The following is a 17921-nucleotide window of genomic DNA, read 5'->3' on the forward strand; positions in this document are numbered from 1 at the left end:
GAGTGGAGGGGAAGATCACAGATGCCGGCCAAGCAGATGCTGCCGGGGCGGCGGCCGTCCGCCGTGAAGGCGCAGGGCCGCAAACGCCCTGCGGTGCGTTCGAAGCGGCCCGCCGGGCGCGGGCCGCTGGACCGGCTGCGGCGTACGCAGCGGCAGTTGCAGAAGGCCTGGGACCGCCCGCTCACCGCTTATTACCTGATCTTCGGCAGTTCCCTGCTCATCACCGTGCTCGGCCTGGTGATGGTGTACTCGGCCTCGATGATCAAGGCCCTTCAGCTCGGCCTCGGCGACGCGTACTTCTTCAAGAAGCAGTTCCTGGCCGCCCTCATCGGTGGCGCACTCCTGATGGTCGCCTCCCGGATGCCGGTCAAACTGCACCGGGCGCTCTCGTACCCGGTGCTCGCCGGCACGCTCTTCCTGATGGTCCTGGTCCAGGTCCCGGGGATAGGCGTCTCGATCAACGGCAACCAGAATTGGATCTCCCTTGGCGGTCCGTTCATGCTCCAGCCCAGCGAGTTCGGCAAACTGGCACTGATCCTGTGGGGCGCCGACCTGCTGGCACGCAAGGGCGACAAGGGGCTGCTGAGCCAGTGGAAGCACCTGTTGGTGCCGCTGGTCCCGGTGGCCTTCCTGCTGCTCGGGCTGATCATGCTGGGCGGAGACATGGGCACCGCGATGATCCTCGGCGCCATCCTGTTCGGTCTGCTCTGGCTCGCCGGAGCCCCGACCCGGATGTTCGTCGGGGTGCTCGCCTTCGCGGGTGCGATCGTCGCACTGCTCATCAAAACGAGCCCGCACCGGATGGACCGGCTGGAATGCCTCGGTGCGACAGAACCGGGCAAGAACGACCTTTGCTGGCAGGCCGTTCACGGGATCTACGCACTCGCCTCGGGCGGATGGTTCGGTTCCGGCCTGGGTGCAAGTGTGGAAAAATGGGGGCAACTACCCGAAGCCCACACCGACTTCATCTTCGCCATCACCGGGGAGGAACTGGGTCTGGCGGGGACACTGTCGGTGCTCGCCCTGTTCGCGGCTCTAGGCTATGCGGGTATCCGCGTGGCCGGACGCACGGAGGATTCCTTCGTACGGTTTGCCGCGGGAGGCGTGACCACCTGGATCACGGCCCAGGCCGTGATCAACATCGGTGCGGTGCTCGGCCTGCTGCCGATCGCCGGAGTCCCGCTCCCGCTGTTCTCCTACGGAGGGTCAGCCCTGCTGCCGACCATGTTCGCGGTCGGACTGCTCATCGCCTTCGCGCGGGAGGAGCCGGCGGCGCGCGCGGCCCTCGCGATGCGACAGCCGAAGACCGGCTGGTGGCGGAGCGGGGTGAGATGGAAGTCGATGAGACGGCGCGTCAAGAAGCGTCCGTCCGGAGAGCGGTGAAATTCGGTGCATGTCGTACTCGCCGGTGGGGGGACCGCCGGCCACATCGAGCCGGCGCTCGCCCTCGCGGACGCCCTGCGCAGGCAGGACCCTTCAGTGGGCATCACCGCCCTCGGCACGGAGCGCGGACTGGAAACCCGCCTGGTGCCGGAACGCGGCTACGAGCTGGGCCTGATCCCGGCCGTTCCGCTGCCCCGCAAGCCGACCCCGGAACTGATCACCGTCCCCGGACGGCTGCGCGGCACCATCAAGGCCGCGGAGGAGATCCTGATCCGCACCAAGGCCGACTGCGTCGTCGGCTTCGGCGGCTACGTGGCCCTGCCCGGCTACCTCGCGGCCAAGCGCCTCGGGGTACCGATCATCGTCCACGAGGCCAACGCCAGGCCCGGACTGGCCAATAAGATCGGCTCCCGGTACGCGCACGCCGTCGCGGTCTCCACCCCCGACAGCAAGCTGCGCGGCGCCCGCTACGTGGGCATCCCGCTGCGCCGTTCCATCTCCACCCTCGACCGGGCAGCGGTCCGTCCCGAGGCGCGCGCCGCCTTCGGCCTGGACCCCAACCTGCCCACCCTGCTGGTCTCCGGCGGCTCGCAGGGCGCCCGCCGCCTCAACGAGACGATCCAGCAGGTCGCGTCGACCCTCCAGCGCTCCGGGATCCAGATCCTGCACGCCGTCGGGCCGAAGAACGAACTGCCGCGTGTCGACAACATGCCCGGGATGCCGCCGTATGTGCCGGTACCGTACGTGGACCGGATGGATCTCGCGTACGCCGCCGCCGACATGATGCTGTGCCGCGCCGGGGCGATGACCGTCGCCGAACTCTCCGCCGTCGGGCTCCCCGCCGCCTACGTCCCGTTGCCGATCGGCAACGGTGAACAGCGGCTCAACGCCCAGCCGGTGGTCAAGGCCGGCGGCGGCCTGCTCGTGGACGACGCGGAGCTGACGCCCGACTGGGTGCTGAGCCAGGTCCTCCCGGTGCTGTCCGACCCGCACCGCCTGTACGAGATGTCCCGGGCCGCCGGCGAGTTCGGTCGTCGGGACGCCGACGAGCTCCTGGTCGGCATGGTCTACGAGGCGATCGCGGCCCACAGGTCCCGCTGAGGCGGGTAGCGAGACGCAGGAGGCAGGGAGTGGCCGGAGGGACGACCGCACGGCGCGGAACACCGTTTTCTGATCGGTCCGGCCCGACCGCCCGCAAGGGCACCGGCGCTCCCAAGCCGCCGAAGCCCCCCAAGGGCTCCAAGGCACCCAAAGCCCCCAAGGCGCCCAAGGCCCCGAAGTCGGCCCGGGAGGCCGGCTCCAGGGGCCCCGGCGCACGCCTGCGCCGGGGCCCCGTGCTGGCCTCCCTGGCCGCCGCGGTGGTCCTCGCCGCGGGCGGCACCTGGGTGCTCTACGGCTCGTCCTGGCTCCGCGTGGAGAAGGTCGCCGCCACCGGCATGGACGTGCTCACCTCCGAGCAGGTCCTCGGTGCCGCGGCCGTCCCGGTCGGTGCGCCCCTGGTGAGCGTCGACACCGAGGAGATCGAGGGCCGGGTCCGCGGCCGGCTGCCCCGCATCGATTCGGTCGACGTGGTGCGGGCCTGGCCGCACGGCATCGGTCTGAAAGTGACGGAACGCAAACCCGTCCTGCTCATCAAAAAGGACGCCAACTTCGTGGAAGTGGACGCATCGGGTGTGCGATTCGACACGGTTGCGAAAGCACCCGCGGGTGTTCCGGTCCTCGAATTGAACGCCGGTCGATCGCCGAGCGCCCGCCGCTTCGACGAGGAACGGCTGCTGCACGAGGCCGTACTCGTCGCGGGCGTCCTCCCGGAGTCGATCGCCAAGGAAACCGTGCAGGTCAAGGTGGGTTCCTACGATTCGGTCGTACTGGAGCTCACCGGGGGCCGATCCGTGACGTGGGGCAGTGGTGAACAGAGCGACGCGAAGGGACGCGCATTGAACGCTTTGTTGAAAGCCGCTCCCAAGGCCACCCGCTTCGACGTGAGCGTCCCCACCGCCCCTGCTGCGTCCGGGAGTTGACGTCCGGTCCAACAGCGGCACACCCTGGTTGGCCAGCGATACGGGTGATCACATAGGGTGAAAAGAAAAACGGGAGGTTCGGCGTGTTCGTTGAACACGCGCTACTTGTCGACTTAGTGTCCTGTTCGGAAGAGTCCGAGGAACAGGCACACCCCTAACCCTAAACTTCAGGGTGAGGGTTCGGGTCGGCGCGTTCGGACCGTCCCTATTTCGGCATCAGTCGTCGCAACGCAGGCCCGCGAGGCGGCGACACGTAACTCGAGGCGAGAGGCCTTCGACGTGGCAGCACCGCAGAACTACCTCGCAGTCATCAAGGTCATCGGTGTCGGCGGCGGTGGTGTCAATGCCATCAACCGAATGATCGAGGTCGGTCTCAAGGGCGTCGAGTTCATCGCCATCAACACGGACGCCCAGGCGCTGTTGATGAGCGACGCCGACGTCAAGCTCGACGTCGGCCGGGAACTCACCCGTGGCCTCGGCGCCGGCGCCAACCCGGCCGTCGGTCGCAAGGCGGCAGAAGACCACCGCGAGGAGATCGAGGAGGTCCTCAAGGGGGCCGACATGGTCTTCGTCACCGCCGGTGAGGGCGGCGGCACCGGCACCGGCGGCGCACCTGTCGTCGCCAACATCGCGCGCTCGCTGGGCGCCCTGACGATCGGTGTGGTCACCCGACCGTTCACCTTCGAGGGCCGGCGCCGCGCGAACCAGGCGGAGGACGGCATCGCCGAGCTCCGCGAAGAGGTCGACACCCTCATCGTCATCCCCAACGACCGACTGCTGTCCATCTCGGACCGCCAGGTCAGCGTGCTCGACGCCTTCAAGTCGGCCGACCAGGTCCTGCTCTCGGGCGTCCAGGGCATCACCGACCTCATCACCACCCCGGGTCTGATCAACCTCGACTTCGCCGACGTCAAGTCCGTGATGTCCGAGGCCGGCTCGGCCCTGATGGGCATCGGCTCGGCCCGCGGCGACGACCGCGCCGTGGCCGCCGCCGAGATGGCGATCTCCTCGCCGCTCCTGGAGGCGTCCATCGACGGCGCCCGGGGCGTGCTGCTCTCCATCTCCGGCGGCTCGGACCTCGGCCTCTTCGAGATCAACGAGGCCGCGCAGCTGGTCAGCGAGGCCGCGCACCCCGAGGCGAACATCATCTTCGGCGCCGTCATCGACGACGCGCTCGGCGACGAGGTACGGGTCACCGTCATCGCGGCCGGGTTCGACGGCGGACAGCCCCCGGCCCGCCGGGACAACGTCATCGGCGCCGCGTCCACCAAGCGCGAGGAGCCGGCCCCGGCGCCGGTCCGCGCCGCCGAGCCGGCCCGCTCGGCCTTCGGCGGACTCGGCTCGGTCACCCCGCGCGAGGAGCCCCCGGCTCCGGTCGAGCCGGCTCCGGTCGAGGTCCAGGCCCCCGCGCCGCAGGTCCCCACGGCCCGGCCGTACCAGGACAGCCCGGCCGAAGAGCTGGATGTTCCGGACTTCTTGAAGTGACACCAGAGCAGCATCACGTGGGCGGCGCCCACTTCGCTTTCACCGACCGGTGGGGCGGAGTGAGCGCCGTTCCGTACGAGGAGCTCAATCTCGGCGGCGCGGTCGGAGACGACCCGGCCGCCGTTCTCGCGAACCGGGCGCGGGCGGCGAAGTCCCTGGGTCTGGCGCCGGACCGGGTGGTCTGGATGAACCAGGTGCACGGCCGGGACGTGGCCGTGGTGGACGGGACCTGGGGCGCGGACGCCGAGGTCCCGGCGGTGGACGCGGTGGTGACCGCCCGTCGGGGGCTCGCCCTCGCGGTGCTCACCGCCGACTGCACGCCCGTCCTGCTGGCTGACCCCGTCGCCGGGGTCGTGGCGGCCGCCCACGCCGGGCGGCCGGGACTGGTCGCCGGGGTGGTGCCCGCCGCCGTCGAGGCGATGGTCGCCCTCGGTGCGGACCCCGGGCGGATCGTCGCCCGGACCGGACCCGCCGTCTGCGGGCACTGCTACGAGGTTCCGGCCGAGATGCGGGAGGCGGTGGCGGACGTCGTCCCCGCAGCCCGGGCCGAGACGAGCTGGGGGACACCGGCCGTCGACGTGGTCGCCGGGGTGCACGCCCAGCTCGCTGAGGCGGGGGTGGTGAACGGCGGCCGTTCCCCGGTCTGCACACTGGAGTCGCGGGACCACTTCTCGTACCGCCGCGACCGGGTGACCGGACGCCTGGCCGGATATGTCTGGTTGACGGAGCTTTCCGGGGAGACGACCCCCGGACTGCCGGGGGAAAAGAAGAATGACGGATCGTAAGTCGGAGCTCGCCGAGAACCTGGCGCGGGTGGAGGAACGCATCTCGTCCGCCTGTGCGGCGGCGGGGCGGGGACGAGAAGAGGTGACCCTCATCGTGGTCACCAAGACCTACCCCGCGAGCGACGTACGACTGCTGGCGGACCTGGGTGTCCGTCATGTTGCGGAGAATCGTGACCAGGATGCCGCCCCCAAGGCCGCGGCCTGCGCAGATCTGCCGCTCAGCTGGCACTTCGTCGGTCAGTTGCAGACGAACAAAGTCCGTTCCGTGGCGGGATACGCGCAGGTCGTGCAGTCGGTCGACCGGCCGAAGCTCGTGACGGCCCTCTCGGCGGCCGCGGTCAACGCCGGCCGGGAGCTCGGGTGCCTCGTGCAGATCGCCCTCGACGCGGAGTCGGGGGAGCGCGGGGCCCGCGGCGGCGCGGCGCCGGAGCAGCTCGCGGAGTTGGCGGACCTCGTGGCCGGGGCTCCGGGACTGCGCATCGACGGCCTGATGACGGTCGCTCCGCTGTCCGGCCCCTACGCGGGCCGCGAACGGGCCGCCTTCGAGCGGCTGGTGGAATTGTCATCCCGCATGCGCGTGGACCATCCGACTGCCACGATGGTGTCGGCCGGGATGAGCGCAGACCTGGAACAGGCCGTGGCGGCCGGTGCGACACATGTACGCGTCGGCACTGCGGTACTCGGCGCGAGAGCCCGGCTCGGGTAACGTCGCGAAGAAAGTCGGACCACAGCAGAAAATATGGTCATTCCCGCTGATGAGCGGGCAGACCTAGTGGATCGCGGGCAGTTGGTGACATTCGTGACACGGCGGCACCTGCGACAGGGCGATCCACCACAGAGCGGAGGACTCGGAGAATGGCCGGCGCGATGCGCAAGATGGCGGTCTACCTCGGCCTCGTGGAGGACGACCGGTACGACAACCCGGGGTACGACCCCGACGACGAGTTCGAGCCCGAGCCGGAGATGGAACGGGCTCGGGAGCGGGATCGCCGACAGCAGCCCGCGCACCAAGCGCCCGTATCGGACGAACCGGTACGAGCGACACAGCCTCCGGCGCAGCGTGAACCTATCCCAATTCCGGTGGAAAGCGGACGTCCTGCGCGAATCGCCCCCGTGGCATCCATCACACCTGATCGTACGAACCTGGAGAAGAACGCCCCCGTGATCATGCCCAAGGTCGTCTCCGAGCGGGAGCCGTACCGCATCACGACGCTGCACCCCCGGACCTACAACGAGGCCCGTACCATCGGGGAACACTTCCGTGAGGGCACTCCGGTGATCATGAATCTCACGGAGATGGACGACACGGATGCGAAGCGTCTCGTGGACTTCGCCGCCGGACTCGTCTTCGGTCTGCACGGCAGCATTGAACGCGTGACACAGAAGGTGTTCCTGCTGTCGCCTGCTAACGTCGATGTCACGGCGGAGGACAAGGCCCGCATCGCGGAGGGCGGGTTCTTCAACCAAAGCTAGACCGATCCGTCAGACACGGGGCCGGGAACACAGCGGGAGCAGGGGAGAGGGAAGCGCGGAATGGGTGTCGCACTGCAAGTGATCTACTTCGCCTTGGGGTGCTTCCTCGTCGTGCTGATCTTCCGCCTGGTCATGGACTACGTGTTCCAGTTCGCACGTTCCTGGACACCCGGCAAGGCGATGGTGGTCGTACTGGAGGCCACCTACAGCGTCACCGATCCACCGCTCAAGCTTCTTCGGCGGGTCATTCCGCCGTTGCGTCTCGGGGGCGTGGCACTCGACCTGTCCTTCTTCGTTCTGATGATCATCGTTTACATCCTCATCAGTTTCGTGCGCACCGCTGCGAGCGGCTTGTGAACGATGTGCTTCCCCGCGGGCGCGGGGACAGTCCCGATACGGTCTTGCCGACTGCCGACGACTACGTAGAGGTGAAGAAGACATGCCGCTGACTCCCGAGGACGTGCGGAACAAGCAGTTCACGACCGTCCGCCTCCGAGAAGGCTATGACGAGGACGAGGTCGATGCCTTCCTCGACGAGGTCGAGTCCGAACTGACGCGCCTGCTGCGCGAGAACGAGGACCTGCGCGCGAAGCTGGCCGCCGCCACGCGTGCCGCCGCGCAGAGCCAGCAGCAGCAGGGGATGCGCAAGGCCGAACCCCAGGACCAGCGAGGCCCCGGCGCCCCCGTGCCCGCCGCCATATCCGGCCCGCCGCAGCAGCAGCAGCAGATGGGCCCGCCGCAGCTCCAGGGCGGCCCGCCGCAGCTTCCGGGTGGCCAGCCGCAGCTTCCGCCGGGCCCCGGCGGCCAGGGCCAGCAGGGCCCCGGCCCGATGGGCGGCCCCATGGGCGGTCCCATGCAGCAGCACCCCATGGGTGGACCCCAGGGCATGCAGCAGCAGCCCATGGGCGGCCCCCAGGGCATGCAGCAGCAGTCGATGGGCGGCCAGAACCCGCTCGGCCAGCAGATGCAGCCCATGGGCCAGCAGATGCAGCCGATGGGGCAGCAGATGCAGCCCATGGGTCAGCCCATGCAGCAGATGCAGCAGCCGCAGCTCCCGCAGCAGGGCCCCGGCGGCGACAGCGCCGCGCGCGTCCTGTCGCTGGCGCAGCAGACCGCCGACCAGGCGATCGCGGAGGCCCGCTCCGAGGCCAACAAGATCGTCGGCGAGGCCCGGTCGCGCGCCGAGGGCCTGGAGCGGGACGCCCGCGCCAAGGCCGACGCGCTGGAGCGGGACGCGCAGGAGAAGCACCGCGTCGCGATGGGCTCCCTGGAGTCCGCCCGCGCCACGTTGGAGCGCAAGGTCGAGGACCTGCGGGGCTTCGAGCGTGAGTACCGTACGCGCCTGAAGTCCTACCTGGAGTCGCAGCTGCGCCAGCTGGAGACCCAGGCAGACGACTCGCTGGCCCCGCCGCGAAACCCGGCCGGTCCCGCGCTGCCGCCGTCGCCGTCGCCCTCGATGGCTCCGGCCGGTGCGATGGGCCACTCCATGGGCGGTCCCTCGATGGGTGGCCCGTCCCCCATGGGCGGTCCCTCCCCGATGGGTGCCCCGTCCTACGGCGGCAACCAGCAGCAGATGTCCCCGGCGATGACCCAGCCGATGGCTCCGGTGCGGCCGGCTGCGCCGCAGCCGATGCAGGCGCCGTCGCCGATGCGGGGCTTCCTGATCGACGAGGACGACAACTAGGCGCCGCCGTTCTGCGGTCGGCAGCCGCGCTCTACGGGCCGGGCCCGGTTCCCCTTCGGGGGCACCGGGCCCGGCCCGTTTCCGTCCGCGGAGCCGTTGCCCTGGCCGGGCCGTTGCCCTGGCCGGGCCGTTGCCCTGGCCGGGCGGTGCGGGTCCCGTTCTGGGTGCGGGCCGGTGGTCGCGCCTCAATCGCCGGCGGGGCTGGGTTTGGCTTCGGGTGGGGCGGGGCCCCTCCGGGGGCTCTCCTCGGCTCGCGCCAGGCGGCCGTGGTCCTGCCGTTCGGCCTGGGTTGCGCGCTCGTCCTGCGGGGAGCCCCCGGAGTGTCCCCGCCCCACGGCCCGGTGTGAGGCGGCCGGGGTGGGGGTGTGGGGACGGTGGGGGGTGTCCCCGCAGGACGAGCGCGCAACCGCCGGGTACGGCCGAGATGGCCCGTCAGGCGCGAGCCGAGGAGACACCCCCCGGCGGCCCCGCATTCCCGCCCCCCGGTCCCGACCCCGACCAGGGGGCCAAACCCAGCCCCGCCGGCGCTTGAGGCGCGGGGGCTCGGGGGCGGAGCCCCAGGACACGTCGGGGTAGACGAAAGCGGCCCGCCCCCCGGGAGGGGACGGGCCGCTCGGGGCCGGGCTAGGCCTTGCGGAGGCGGAACGTCAGGCCGAGGGGCTCGTCCGTGAACGGGTCACCGAACGTGCCGTCGGCCTCGCCGGACGCGAAGTCCGTCGCCAGGACCTCGTCCGCGATCAGCGCCGCGTGGTCCGTCAGGGCCTTGCCGACCTCCGGGTCCGCGGAGGACCAGCGGAGCGCGATGCGGTCCGCCACGTCGAGGCCGGAGTTCTTCCGGGCTTCCTGGATCAGGCGGATCGCGTCACGGGCCAGGCCCGCCAGCCGCAGCTCCGGGGTGATCTCCAAGTCCAGGGCGACCGTCGCGCCCGAGTCGGACGCCACCGACCAGCCCTCGCGCGGGGTCTCCGTGATGATGACCTCCTCGGGCGACAGGGAGATCTCCTCACCGTTCAGCGAGATCATCGCCGAGCCGGACCGCAGGGCCAGGGACAGCGCCGCCGCATCGGCCGCGGCCACCGCCTTCGCCACGTCCTGGACGCCCTTGCCGAAGCGCTTGCCCAGCGCCCGGAAGTTCGCCTTCGCCGTGGTGTCCACCAGCGACCCGCCGACCTCCGACAGGGAGGCCAGGGAGGAGACGTTCAGCTCCTCCGTGATCTGGGCCTGGAGCTCGGGTGAGAGCGCGTCGAAGCCCACCGCGCCGACCAGCGCGCGCGACAGCGGCTGGCGGGTCTTGACGCCCGACTCGGCACGCGTCGCCCGGCCCAGCTCCACCAGGCGGCGGACCAGCTGCATCTGCTGGGAGAGGGTCGGGTCGATCGCCGAGGTGTCCGCGACCGGCCACGTCGAGAGGTGGACCGACTCCGGGGCGTCCGGGGTGACCGGGACGACCATGTCCTGCCAGACCCGCTCCGTGATGAACGGGGTCAGCGGGGCGAGCAGCCGCGTCACCGTCTCGACCACGTCGTGGAGGGTCCGCAGCGCGGCCGCGTCGCCCTGCCAGAAGCGGCGGCGCGAGCGGCGGACGTACCAGTTGGACAGGTCGTCCACGAACGCGGAGAGGAGCTTGCCCGCGCGCTGGGTGTCGTACGACTCCATCGCCTCGGTGACCTCGGCGACGAGCGCGTGGAGCTCCGAGAGCAGCCACCGGTCGAGGACCGTGCGGTCGGCCGGGGCCGGGTCGGAGGCGGACGGCGCCCAGTTCGACGTGCGGGCGTATAGGGCCTGGAAGGCGACCGTGTTCCAGTACGTGAGGAGGGTCTTGCGGACGACCTCCTGGATCGTGCCGTGGCCCACGCGCCGCGCCGCCCACGGGGAGCCGCCGGCCGCCATGAACCAGCGCACCGCGTCCGCGCCGTGCTGGTCCATGAGCGCGATCGGCTCCAGGGTGTTGCCCAGGTGCTTGGACATCTTGCGGCCGTCCTCGGCGAGGATGTGGCCCAGGCAGACCACGTTCTCGTAGGAGGACTTGTCGAAGACGAGGGTGCCGACCGCCATCAGCGTGTAGAACCAGCCGCGCGTCTGGTCGATGGCCTCCGAGATGAACTGCGCCGGATAGCGCTTCTCGAAGATCTCCTTGTTCTTGTGCGGGTAGCCCCACTGCGCGAACGGCATCGAGCCCGAGTCGTACCAGGCGTCGATGACCTCCGGCACGCGGACCGCTTCGAGCGAGCAGCCCTCGTGCGTGCAGGTGAAGGTGACCTCGTCGATGTAGGGGCGGTGCGGGTCCAGGCCGGAGACGTCCGTGCCCGTCAGCTCGCTCAGCTCCGCGCGCGAGCCGACGCAGGTGAGGTGGTTCTCCTCGCAGCGCCAGATCGGCAGCGGGGTGCCCCAGTACCGGTTGCGGGACAGCGCCCAGTCGATGTTGTTGTTCAGCCAGTCGCCGAAGCGGCCCTGCTTGACCGAGTCGGGGAACCAGTTCGTCTTCTCGTTCTCCCGCAGCATCGCGTCCTTGACGGCGGTGGTGCGGATGTACCAGGACGGCTGCGCGTAGTAGAGCAGGGCCGTGTGGCAGCGCCAGCAGTGCGGGTAGCTGTGCTCGTAGGCGATGTGCTTGAAGAGCAGGCCGCGCGCGTCGAGGTCGGCGGTCAGCTTCTCGTCGGCCTTCTTGAAGAAGACGCCGCCGACCAGCGGGACGTCCTCCTCGAAGGTGCCGTCGGGGCGGACCGGGTTCACGACGGGCAGGCCGTACGCACGGCAGACCGCGAGGTCGTCGGCGCCGAAGGCGGGGGACTGGTGGACCAGACCGGTGCCGTCCTCGGTCGTGACGTACTCGGCGTTCACGACGTAGTGGGCGGGCTCGGGGAACTCCACCAGGGAGAACGGGCGCTCGTACGTCCAGCGCTCCATCTCCTTGCCCGTGAAGGTCTGGCCGGTGGCCTCCCAGCCCTCGCCCAGGGACTTCTCCAGCAGCGGCTGGGCGACGACCAGCTTCTCTGATTCCTCGCCGCCGGTACGGCGGACGACGACGTACGTGACCTCGGGGTGGGCGGCGACGGCCGTGTTGGACACCAGGGTCCACGGGGTCGTCGTCCACACCAGCAGCGCGGCTTCGCCGGCGAGCGGGCCGGAGGTCAGCGGGAAGCGGACGTAGACCGAGGGGTCCACGACCGTCTCGTAGCCCTGGGCGAGCTCGTGGTCCGAGAGGCCGGTGCCGCAGCGGGGGCACCAGGGGGCGACGCGGTGGTCCTGGGTGAGCAGGCCCTTGTTGAAGATCTCCTTCAGCGACCACCACACGGACTCGACGTACTCGGGGTCCATGGTCCGGTAGGCGTCGTCCAGGTCGACCCAGTAGCCCATCCGGGTCGTGAGCTCGGTGAACGCGTCGGTGTGGCGGGTCACGGACTCGCGGCACTTGGCGTTGAACTCGGCGATGCCGTACGCCTCGATGTCCTGCTTGCCGTTGAAGCCCAGCTCCTTCTCGACGGCGAGCTCGACGGGCAGGCCGTGGCAGTCCCAGCCGGCCTTGCGGGCCACGTGGTAGCCGCGCATGGTGCGGAAGCGGGGGAAGACGTCCTTGAAGACGCGGGCCTCGATGTGGTGGGCGCCGGGCATGCCGTTCGCGGTGGGCGGGCCCTCGTAGAAGACCCACTCGGGGCGGCCCTCGGACTGCTCCAGGGTCTTGGCGAAGGTCTTGCTCTCGCGCCAGAAGTCGAGGACGGCGTGCTCGAGGGCAGGCAGGTCGACCTGGGCGGGTACCGGGCGGTACTGCGGCGGTGTGGTCATGAGGCTGAACTCTTCCTCCGGCGGGGTGTCAATTCCGTCCGGAGGGACGAGAGCACTGCTGCTCCCGCGGTACCACCCTCCTTGGCCGCCGGACGGATCCGGTGGCCCCCTCATTGGGGTGCGAAGCCGGTTCTACTCGCCGTACGGGGATCCCGTGCGGGCTTTCTTCCGGCGGCTCAGGGGTGATCCTTCACATCGCGCTCGCCCCCGGGCTCTCACCGTCCCCGGGTCGCTCCTGGCTGCGTACGACGCTACTCGTCCCCGTCCATGCCTTTCGCTGGGCCCAGTGTACGGGCCCGGGGGGCGCACGGCCGACCGGTTTACGGGGCCCCGTGCGGGGGCCGCAGGCCCAGCGTGGCGGCGCCCCGGGAAGGGGCCGCGGGCGACCCCGGCGCGCCGCCGGAGCAACCCGAATGGGCCTGCGGTGCCGCTTCCGACTCGGGTGGGGCGGGAGTGGCGGATTACCAGGGCTCCTGATGGGCACAACGGATGCAGGTTGACCTCGATGGATGCGTGCCCCGTTGCCGCGGGGCCGGTGTCGATTTATCGTTCCGGCACGATTCACGAGCAAAGATCACAGTATGTGAAGGGGTCGCGGCCATGGTGGCGAAGAAGACCGCCGGGAGTACTGCCCAGAAGGCTGTCGGGAAGGCCGCTGGGAAGGCGGCGGTCTCCGAGGACGCGGCTCCCGCCAAGAAGGCGACCGCCGTCAAGAAGACGACCGCTGTCAAGAAGACGACCGCCGTCGAGAAGCGGACGGCCACGGCCAAGAAGGCCGTGGCCGAGGGGGCGGCACCTGCCGCGAAGAAGACGGGAGTCCGGAAAGTGGTTGCCAAGAAGAGCGCGGGTACGGCGAGGAAGACGGCCGCGGCCGCCACCAGCGGACTCCCCAAGGCGCGGGCCACGGCGGCCCCGGCCCCCGGCGAGCTCGCCGTACGGCCGGGGGAGGACCCCTGGACCTCCAAGGAGGTCGAGGACGCCCGTGCGGAGCTCCTGGCGGAGGTGTTGCGGCTGCGGGCCGAGCTGGACGCCTCGGAGGCCGCGATCTCCGGCCTGATGCGGGACTCCGGGGACGGCGCGGGTGACGACCAGGCCGACACGGGTACGAAGAACATCACCCGCGAGTCGGAGCTGGCGCTCGCGGCGAACGCCACCTCGATGCTGGAGCAGACCGAGCGGGCCCTGGAACGGCTGGAGGCGGGCACGTACGGCCTCTGCGAGAACTGCGGGCAGCCCATCGGCAAGGCCAGGATGCAGGCCTTCCCCCGGGCCACGCTGTGCGTGGACTGCAAGCAGAAGCAGGAACGGCGCCACTAGGCCGTCTCTTCCGGCCGACAAGATCCGGAAGAGACGGCCTAGACCGGCCGGGGAGAGGTGGGGCGGGCGCCGCGCGGGGGCCCTGACGTACCCTCGTGTCCGTCAGGGTCCAGGAGGAGCCTGGTTCGAGCTAGTTCGAGGGACTCACGTGACAGAGGCGGAGCGCATCATCGGTACGCCCGAGGTCGGGGACGACACCCAGCCGGAGTCCGCCGGGCCCAAGGGGCGCCGTCGGATCACGGCTCTGCTCGTCGTGGCGGTGCTCGCCTACCTGCTCGACCTCGGCAGCAAGATGCTGGTCGTGGCGAAGCTGGAGCACCAGCCGCCGATCGAGATCATCGGTGACCTGCTGAAGTTCGAGGCGGTCCGCAATCCGGGCGCCGCCTTCGGCTTCGGCGAGGCCTTCACCATCATCTTCACCTGCATCGCGGCTTCGGTGATCGTGGTGATCGTGCGGCTCGCCCGCAAGCTCTACAGCCTGCCGTGGGCGATCGCCCTGGGCCTGCTGCTGGGCGGCGCGCTGGGCAACCTGACCGACCGGATCTTCCGTTCGCCGGGCGTGTTCCGGGGCGCGGTCGTCGACTTCATCGCGCCCGCTCACTTCGCCGTCTTCAACCTCGCGGACTCGGCGATCGTGTGCGGCGGCATCCTGATCGTCCTGCTGTCCTTCAAGGGTCTGGACCCGGACGGGACCGTCCACAAGGACTGATCGCGGGACGGCCCGTCCGCCCCGTCCGGCATACTCGACGGGTGAGTACGATTCCCGAGATCCGCACCCTGCCCGTTCCCGATGGCCTCGAGGGCGAGCGCGTCGACGCCGCCATCGCCCGTATGTTCGGTTTCTCCCGGACGAAGGCGGCCGAAATCGCGGCTGCGGGAAAGGTGACGGTCGACGGCAGCGTCGTCGGGAAGTCCGAGCGCGTGCACGGTGGCGCCTGGCTCGAAGTCGAGATGCCCGCGCCGCCGCGCCCCGTCGAGCTCGTGGCCGAGCCCGTTCCCGGCATGGAGATCGTCCATGATGACGATGACATCGTCGTCATCATGAAGCCGGTGGGCGTCGCCGCCCACCCGAGCCCCGGCTGGACCGGCACCACCGTCATCGGTGGCCTCGCCGCGGCCGGCTACCGCATCTCCACCTCCGGTGCGTCCGAGCGCCAGGGCATCGTGCACCGCCTCGACGTCGGCACGTCCGGCCTGATGGCCGTCGCGAAGTCGGAGCGCGCCTACACCTCGCTCAAGAACCAGTTCCGCGAGCGGATCGTCGACAAGCGTTACCACGCGCTGGTACAGGGCCACCCGGACCCGATGAGCGGCACGATCGACGCGCCGATCGGCCGCCACCCCAGCGCGGACTACAAGTGGGCCGTGATCCAGGACGGCAAGGCGTCCGTCACCCACTACGACCTGATCGAGGCCTTCCGAGCCGCCTCGCTGCTCGACATCAAGCTGGAGACGGGGCGCACGCACCAGATCCGCGTGCACATGTCCGCGCACCGGCACCCCTGCGTCGGCGACCTGACCTACGGCGCCGACCCGACCGTCGCCAAGCGGCTCGGCCTCACCCGGCAGTGGCTGCACGCGGTGCGCCTCGGCTTCGAGCACCCGTCGGACGGGCAGTGGGTCGAGTTCGAGAGCACCTACCCGGCGGACCTGCAGCACGCGCTGGACGTGATCCGGGCGGAGAGCGAGTGACCTCGCCGGCCGAGGGCGCGGTCGAGGCCGTCGTCGAGGTGCGGGTCGCGGCCTCGGAGGAGGACCTGAAGTCCTGCTTCGCGGTGCGGTCCGAGGTCTTCGTGGTCGAACAGTCGGTACCGGAGTCGATCGAGTACGACGCGTACGACGCGGACGCGGTGCACGTCCTGGCCGTGGGCGGGGACGGGGTGCCGCTGGGCACCGGGCGGCTGCTGCACGGGGACGCGGCGCTGGCGAAGACCGGCGACCCGGCCGTCGGCTCGCTCGGCCGGCTCGCCGTCACCCGGTCCGCGCGCGGGTTGGGCGTCGGTGTGGCGCTGGTCCGCGCGATCGAGGCGGAAGCGGCCCGTCGGGGCCTGACGGCGGTCGACCTGGGCGCGCAGACGCATGCGCTGGGCTTCTACGAGCGGCTCGGCTACGTGGCCTACGGCCCGGAGTTCCAGGACGCGGGCATCCCACACCGCGCGATGCGCCGCCCCCTCCCGTAGCCGTTCATAGCCCCGCCGGCGATTGAGGCGCGGGCGCGGAGCGCCGTCGGGGTTCGGGGCGCAGCCCCGACACGGCCCCCACCCGCACGAGCCAAGCGCAGCGGACTGGCAGGGTGGGGGAGTGGATCAGCTTGCTCTGCTGTTCGTGCTCCTGCTCGGGGCCGTGGTCACGGTCCCGCTCGGGGACCGGCTGAAACTGCCCGCGCCCGTCCTGATGACCATCGGCGGGGTGATCCTCGCACTGGTGCCGGCCGTACCGAACGTCGAGATCCCGCCCGAGTTCATCCTGCCGCTGGTGTTGCCGCCGCTGCTCTACGCTTCCGTGCAGCGCACGTCCTGGCGACAGTTCGCCGCCAACGTGAGGCCCATCCTGCTGCTGGCCGTGGCCCTGGTGTTCGTCACCACCGGTGCCGTGGCCGCCGTCGCCAACGCCGTCGTGCCCGGGCTGCCGATCGCCGCCGCCCTGGCGCTCGGCGCGCTCGTCGCCCCGCCCGACCCGGTGGCCGCCACCGCCGTCGCCGGATCGCTCGGACTGCCCCGCCGCATGGTGTCGATCCTGGAGGGCGAGGGGCTCTTCAACGACGTGACCGCGATCGTGCTGTACCACGTGGCCGTCGCCGCCGTCGTGAGCGGCAGTTTCTCCTGGCCCGAGGCGCTCGGGGAGTTCGTGCTCTCCGCCGTGGTGGCCGTGGCCGTCGGGCTCGCGCTCGGCTGGATCGCCAACCGGCTCATGGGGCGGCTCGGCGACGCGACCCTGCAGATCGGGCTGACGCTGCTGGTGCCGTTCGTCGCGTACGTGGTGGCCGAGGAACTCGAGGGCTCGGGGGTGTTGGCCGTACTGACGACGGCCCTGTTCCTCGCCGAGTACGCGAGCGACGCCGACGACGTGCTGGGGCGCCTCGCCGGGCACACCTTCTGGGAGGTCGTCGACATGCTGGTCACCGGCGTGGCCTTCGGGCTGATCGGGCTGGAGCTGCACAACGTGTTCGGCACGGCCGAGGACCGGGTGTGGGAGATGGCCGGGTGGGCGGCGATCGTGGTCGCGGTGGTGGTCGGCGTGCGGCTGGTGTGGCTGCTGCCGGCCGGCTGGCTCGCCCAGCGGCTGCACCAGAGGCGCGACTACGACGAGGAGATCCCGCTGAGCTGGCGGGAGAGCGTGGTGATGTGGTGGGCCGGGATGCGCGGGGTCGCCTCGGTGGCGCTGGCGCTGGCCATTCCGCTGCGGACGGACGCCGGTGAGCCCTTTCCCGGGCGGGACCAGATCATCTTCATCGCCTTCGCGGTGATCATGACGACCCTGGTGTGCCAGGGGCTGACCCTGCCGTGGCTGGTCCGCAGGCTCGGGGTGGAGGCCGACACGGACGCCGAGCGGGACGCGGAGCGCAAGCTGGCGATCCGCGCGGCCAAGGCCGCGAAGCGACGGCTGAAGGAGATCGAGGAGGTGGAGGAGCTTCCGGAGGACCTGGTCGAGCAGCTGTACCGGCGCGCCTACGACGTGGGGGCCCGGATCAGCCCCGACATGGTGGACGAGGAACGGCGCGAGGCGTACGCGAAGCGCGTGGAGCGGCTCCACGACGTCCAGCGGATCCAGCGGGAGATGATGTCGGCCGCCCGCCACGAGGTCCTGGCCGCCCGCAGCGAACCCGGGTCCGACCCGGAGATCGTGGACCGGGTGCTGCGCCACCTCGACGTCCGCAGCCTGCGGGCCCCTTGAGCGGGGAGCTGCCCGGGCGGTGAAGCCGCGCCCCGATCGCCGGCGGGGCCCCGAGACCGTCACCTGCGCGCCGGCGGCCCGCTGCCGCCGCACGCC

General features: G+C 70.9%; 15 protein-coding genes. 14 read left to right on the forward strand and 1 reads right to left on the reverse strand.

The genetic code is table 11. The features are described from left to right. Nucleotides 1–21 precede the first annotated feature (21 nt). From ftsW to OG207_RS30935, 9 genes are all read left to right on the forward strand, one after another. Complete coding sequence (ftsW, locus tag OG207_RS30895) at nt 22–1383, forward strand: putative lipid II flippase FtsW (protein WP_329102907.1); 1362 nt, start codon at nt 22–24, stop codon at nt 1381–1383. A gap of 6 nt (nt 1384–1389) precedes the next feature. Further along, the gene (gene murG / locus OG207_RS30900; protein WP_266597598.1) at nt 1390–2484 is read left to right on the forward strand and encodes an undecaprenyldiphospho-muramoylpentapeptide beta-N-acetylglucosaminyltransferase; all 1095 of its coding nucleotides are present in this window, start codon (nt 1390–1392) and stop codon (nt 2482–2484) included. A 29-nt stretch (nt 2485–2513) separates the two neighbouring features. Next, entirely contained in the window at nt 2514–3404 is an 891-nt protein-coding gene (locus OG207_RS30905; protein WP_329102909.1) for a cell division protein FtsQ/DivIB, read from the forward strand. A gap of 279 nt (nt 3405–3683) precedes the next feature. After that, nucleotides 3684–4889: a cell division protein FtsZ gene (ftsZ, locus tag OG207_RS30910; RefSeq protein ID WP_329102911.1), complete on the forward strand. Its 1206-nt coding sequence runs from the start codon at nt 3684–3686 to the stop codon at nt 4887–4889. Further along, nucleotides 4886–5674 carry a peptidoglycan editing factor PgeF gene (pgeF, locus tag OG207_RS30915; protein WP_329102912.1) on the forward strand — a complete coding sequence of 263 codons (789 nt, stop codon included), beginning with the start codon at nt 4886–4888 and terminating at the stop codon, nt 5672–5674. Before ftsZ ends, pgeF begins: the two co-directional genes overlap by 4 nt. After that, a complete protein-coding gene (locus OG207_RS30920) occupies nt 5661–6380 on the forward strand; it encodes a YggS family pyridoxal phosphate-dependent enzyme (RefSeq protein WP_329102915.1) in 720 nt (239 codons plus the stop codon). Before pgeF ends, OG207_RS30920 begins: the two co-directional genes overlap by 14 nt. Nucleotides 6381–6529: 149 nt before the next feature. Next, a complete protein-coding gene (locus OG207_RS30925; protein ID WP_329102917.1) occupies nt 6530–7147 on the forward strand; it encodes a cell division protein SepF in 618 nt (205 codons plus the stop codon). 60 nt (nt 7148–7207) lie between these two features. Continuing rightward, nucleotides 7208–7504, forward strand: coding sequence for a YggT family protein (locus OG207_RS30930; RefSeq protein ID WP_030012625.1), 297 nt, complete (start codon nt 7208–7210; stop codon nt 7502–7504). Nucleotides 7505–7586: 82 nt separating this feature from the next. After that, nucleotides 7587–8831 (forward strand): DivIVA domain-containing protein, encoded by a 1245-nt coding sequence (locus OG207_RS30935; protein ID WP_329102919.1) that lies wholly within the window; start codon nt 7587–7589, stop codon nt 8829–8831. Between the two features lie 624 nt (nt 8832–9455). Here OG207_RS30935 and ileS read toward each other — a convergent pair. Next, nucleotides 9456–12614: an isoleucine--tRNA ligase gene (gene ileS, locus OG207_RS30940; protein ID WP_329102921.1), complete on the reverse strand. Its 3159-nt coding sequence runs from the start codon at nt 12612–12614 to the stop codon at nt 9456–9458. A gap of 600 nt (nt 12615–13214) precedes the next feature. Between ileS and OG207_RS30945 the strand changes: the two genes are divergently transcribed. From OG207_RS30945 to OG207_RS30965, 5 genes are all read left to right on the forward strand, one after another. Next, a complete protein-coding gene (locus tag OG207_RS30945; RefSeq protein ID WP_329102922.1) occupies nt 13215–13931 on the forward strand; it encodes a TraR/DksA family transcriptional regulator in 717 nt (238 codons plus the stop codon). A 148-nt stretch (nt 13932–14079) separates the two neighbouring features. Beyond that, a complete protein-coding gene (lspA, locus tag OG207_RS30950) occupies nt 14080–14640 on the forward strand; it encodes a signal peptidase II (RefSeq protein WP_329102924.1) in 561 nt (186 codons plus the stop codon). A 41-nt stretch (nt 14641–14681) separates the two neighbouring features. Beyond that, on the forward strand, nt 14682–15623 hold the full coding sequence (locus OG207_RS30955; RefSeq protein WP_329102926.1) for an RluA family pseudouridine synthase: 942 nt from the start codon (nt 14682–14684) through the stop codon (nt 15621–15623). Then, nucleotides 15620–16111 carry a GNAT family N-acetyltransferase gene (locus OG207_RS30960; RefSeq protein WP_329102928.1) on the forward strand — a complete coding sequence of 164 codons (492 nt, stop codon included), beginning with the start codon at nt 15620–15622 and terminating at the stop codon, nt 16109–16111. The genes OG207_RS30955 and OG207_RS30960 overlap by 4 nt, the downstream gene beginning before the upstream one ends. A 121-nt stretch (nt 16112–16232) precedes the next feature. Next, nucleotides 16233–17825, forward strand: coding sequence for a Na+/H+ antiporter (locus OG207_RS30965; protein ID WP_329102931.1), 1593 nt, complete (start codon nt 16233–16235; stop codon nt 17823–17825). Nucleotides 17826–17921: the final 96 nt, after the last annotated feature.

The sequence above is a fragment of the Streptomyces sp. NBC_01439 genome, from assembly GCF_036227605.1.
Taxonomy (GTDB): domain Bacteria; phylum Actinomycetota; class Actinomycetes; order Streptomycetales; family Streptomycetaceae; genus Streptomyces.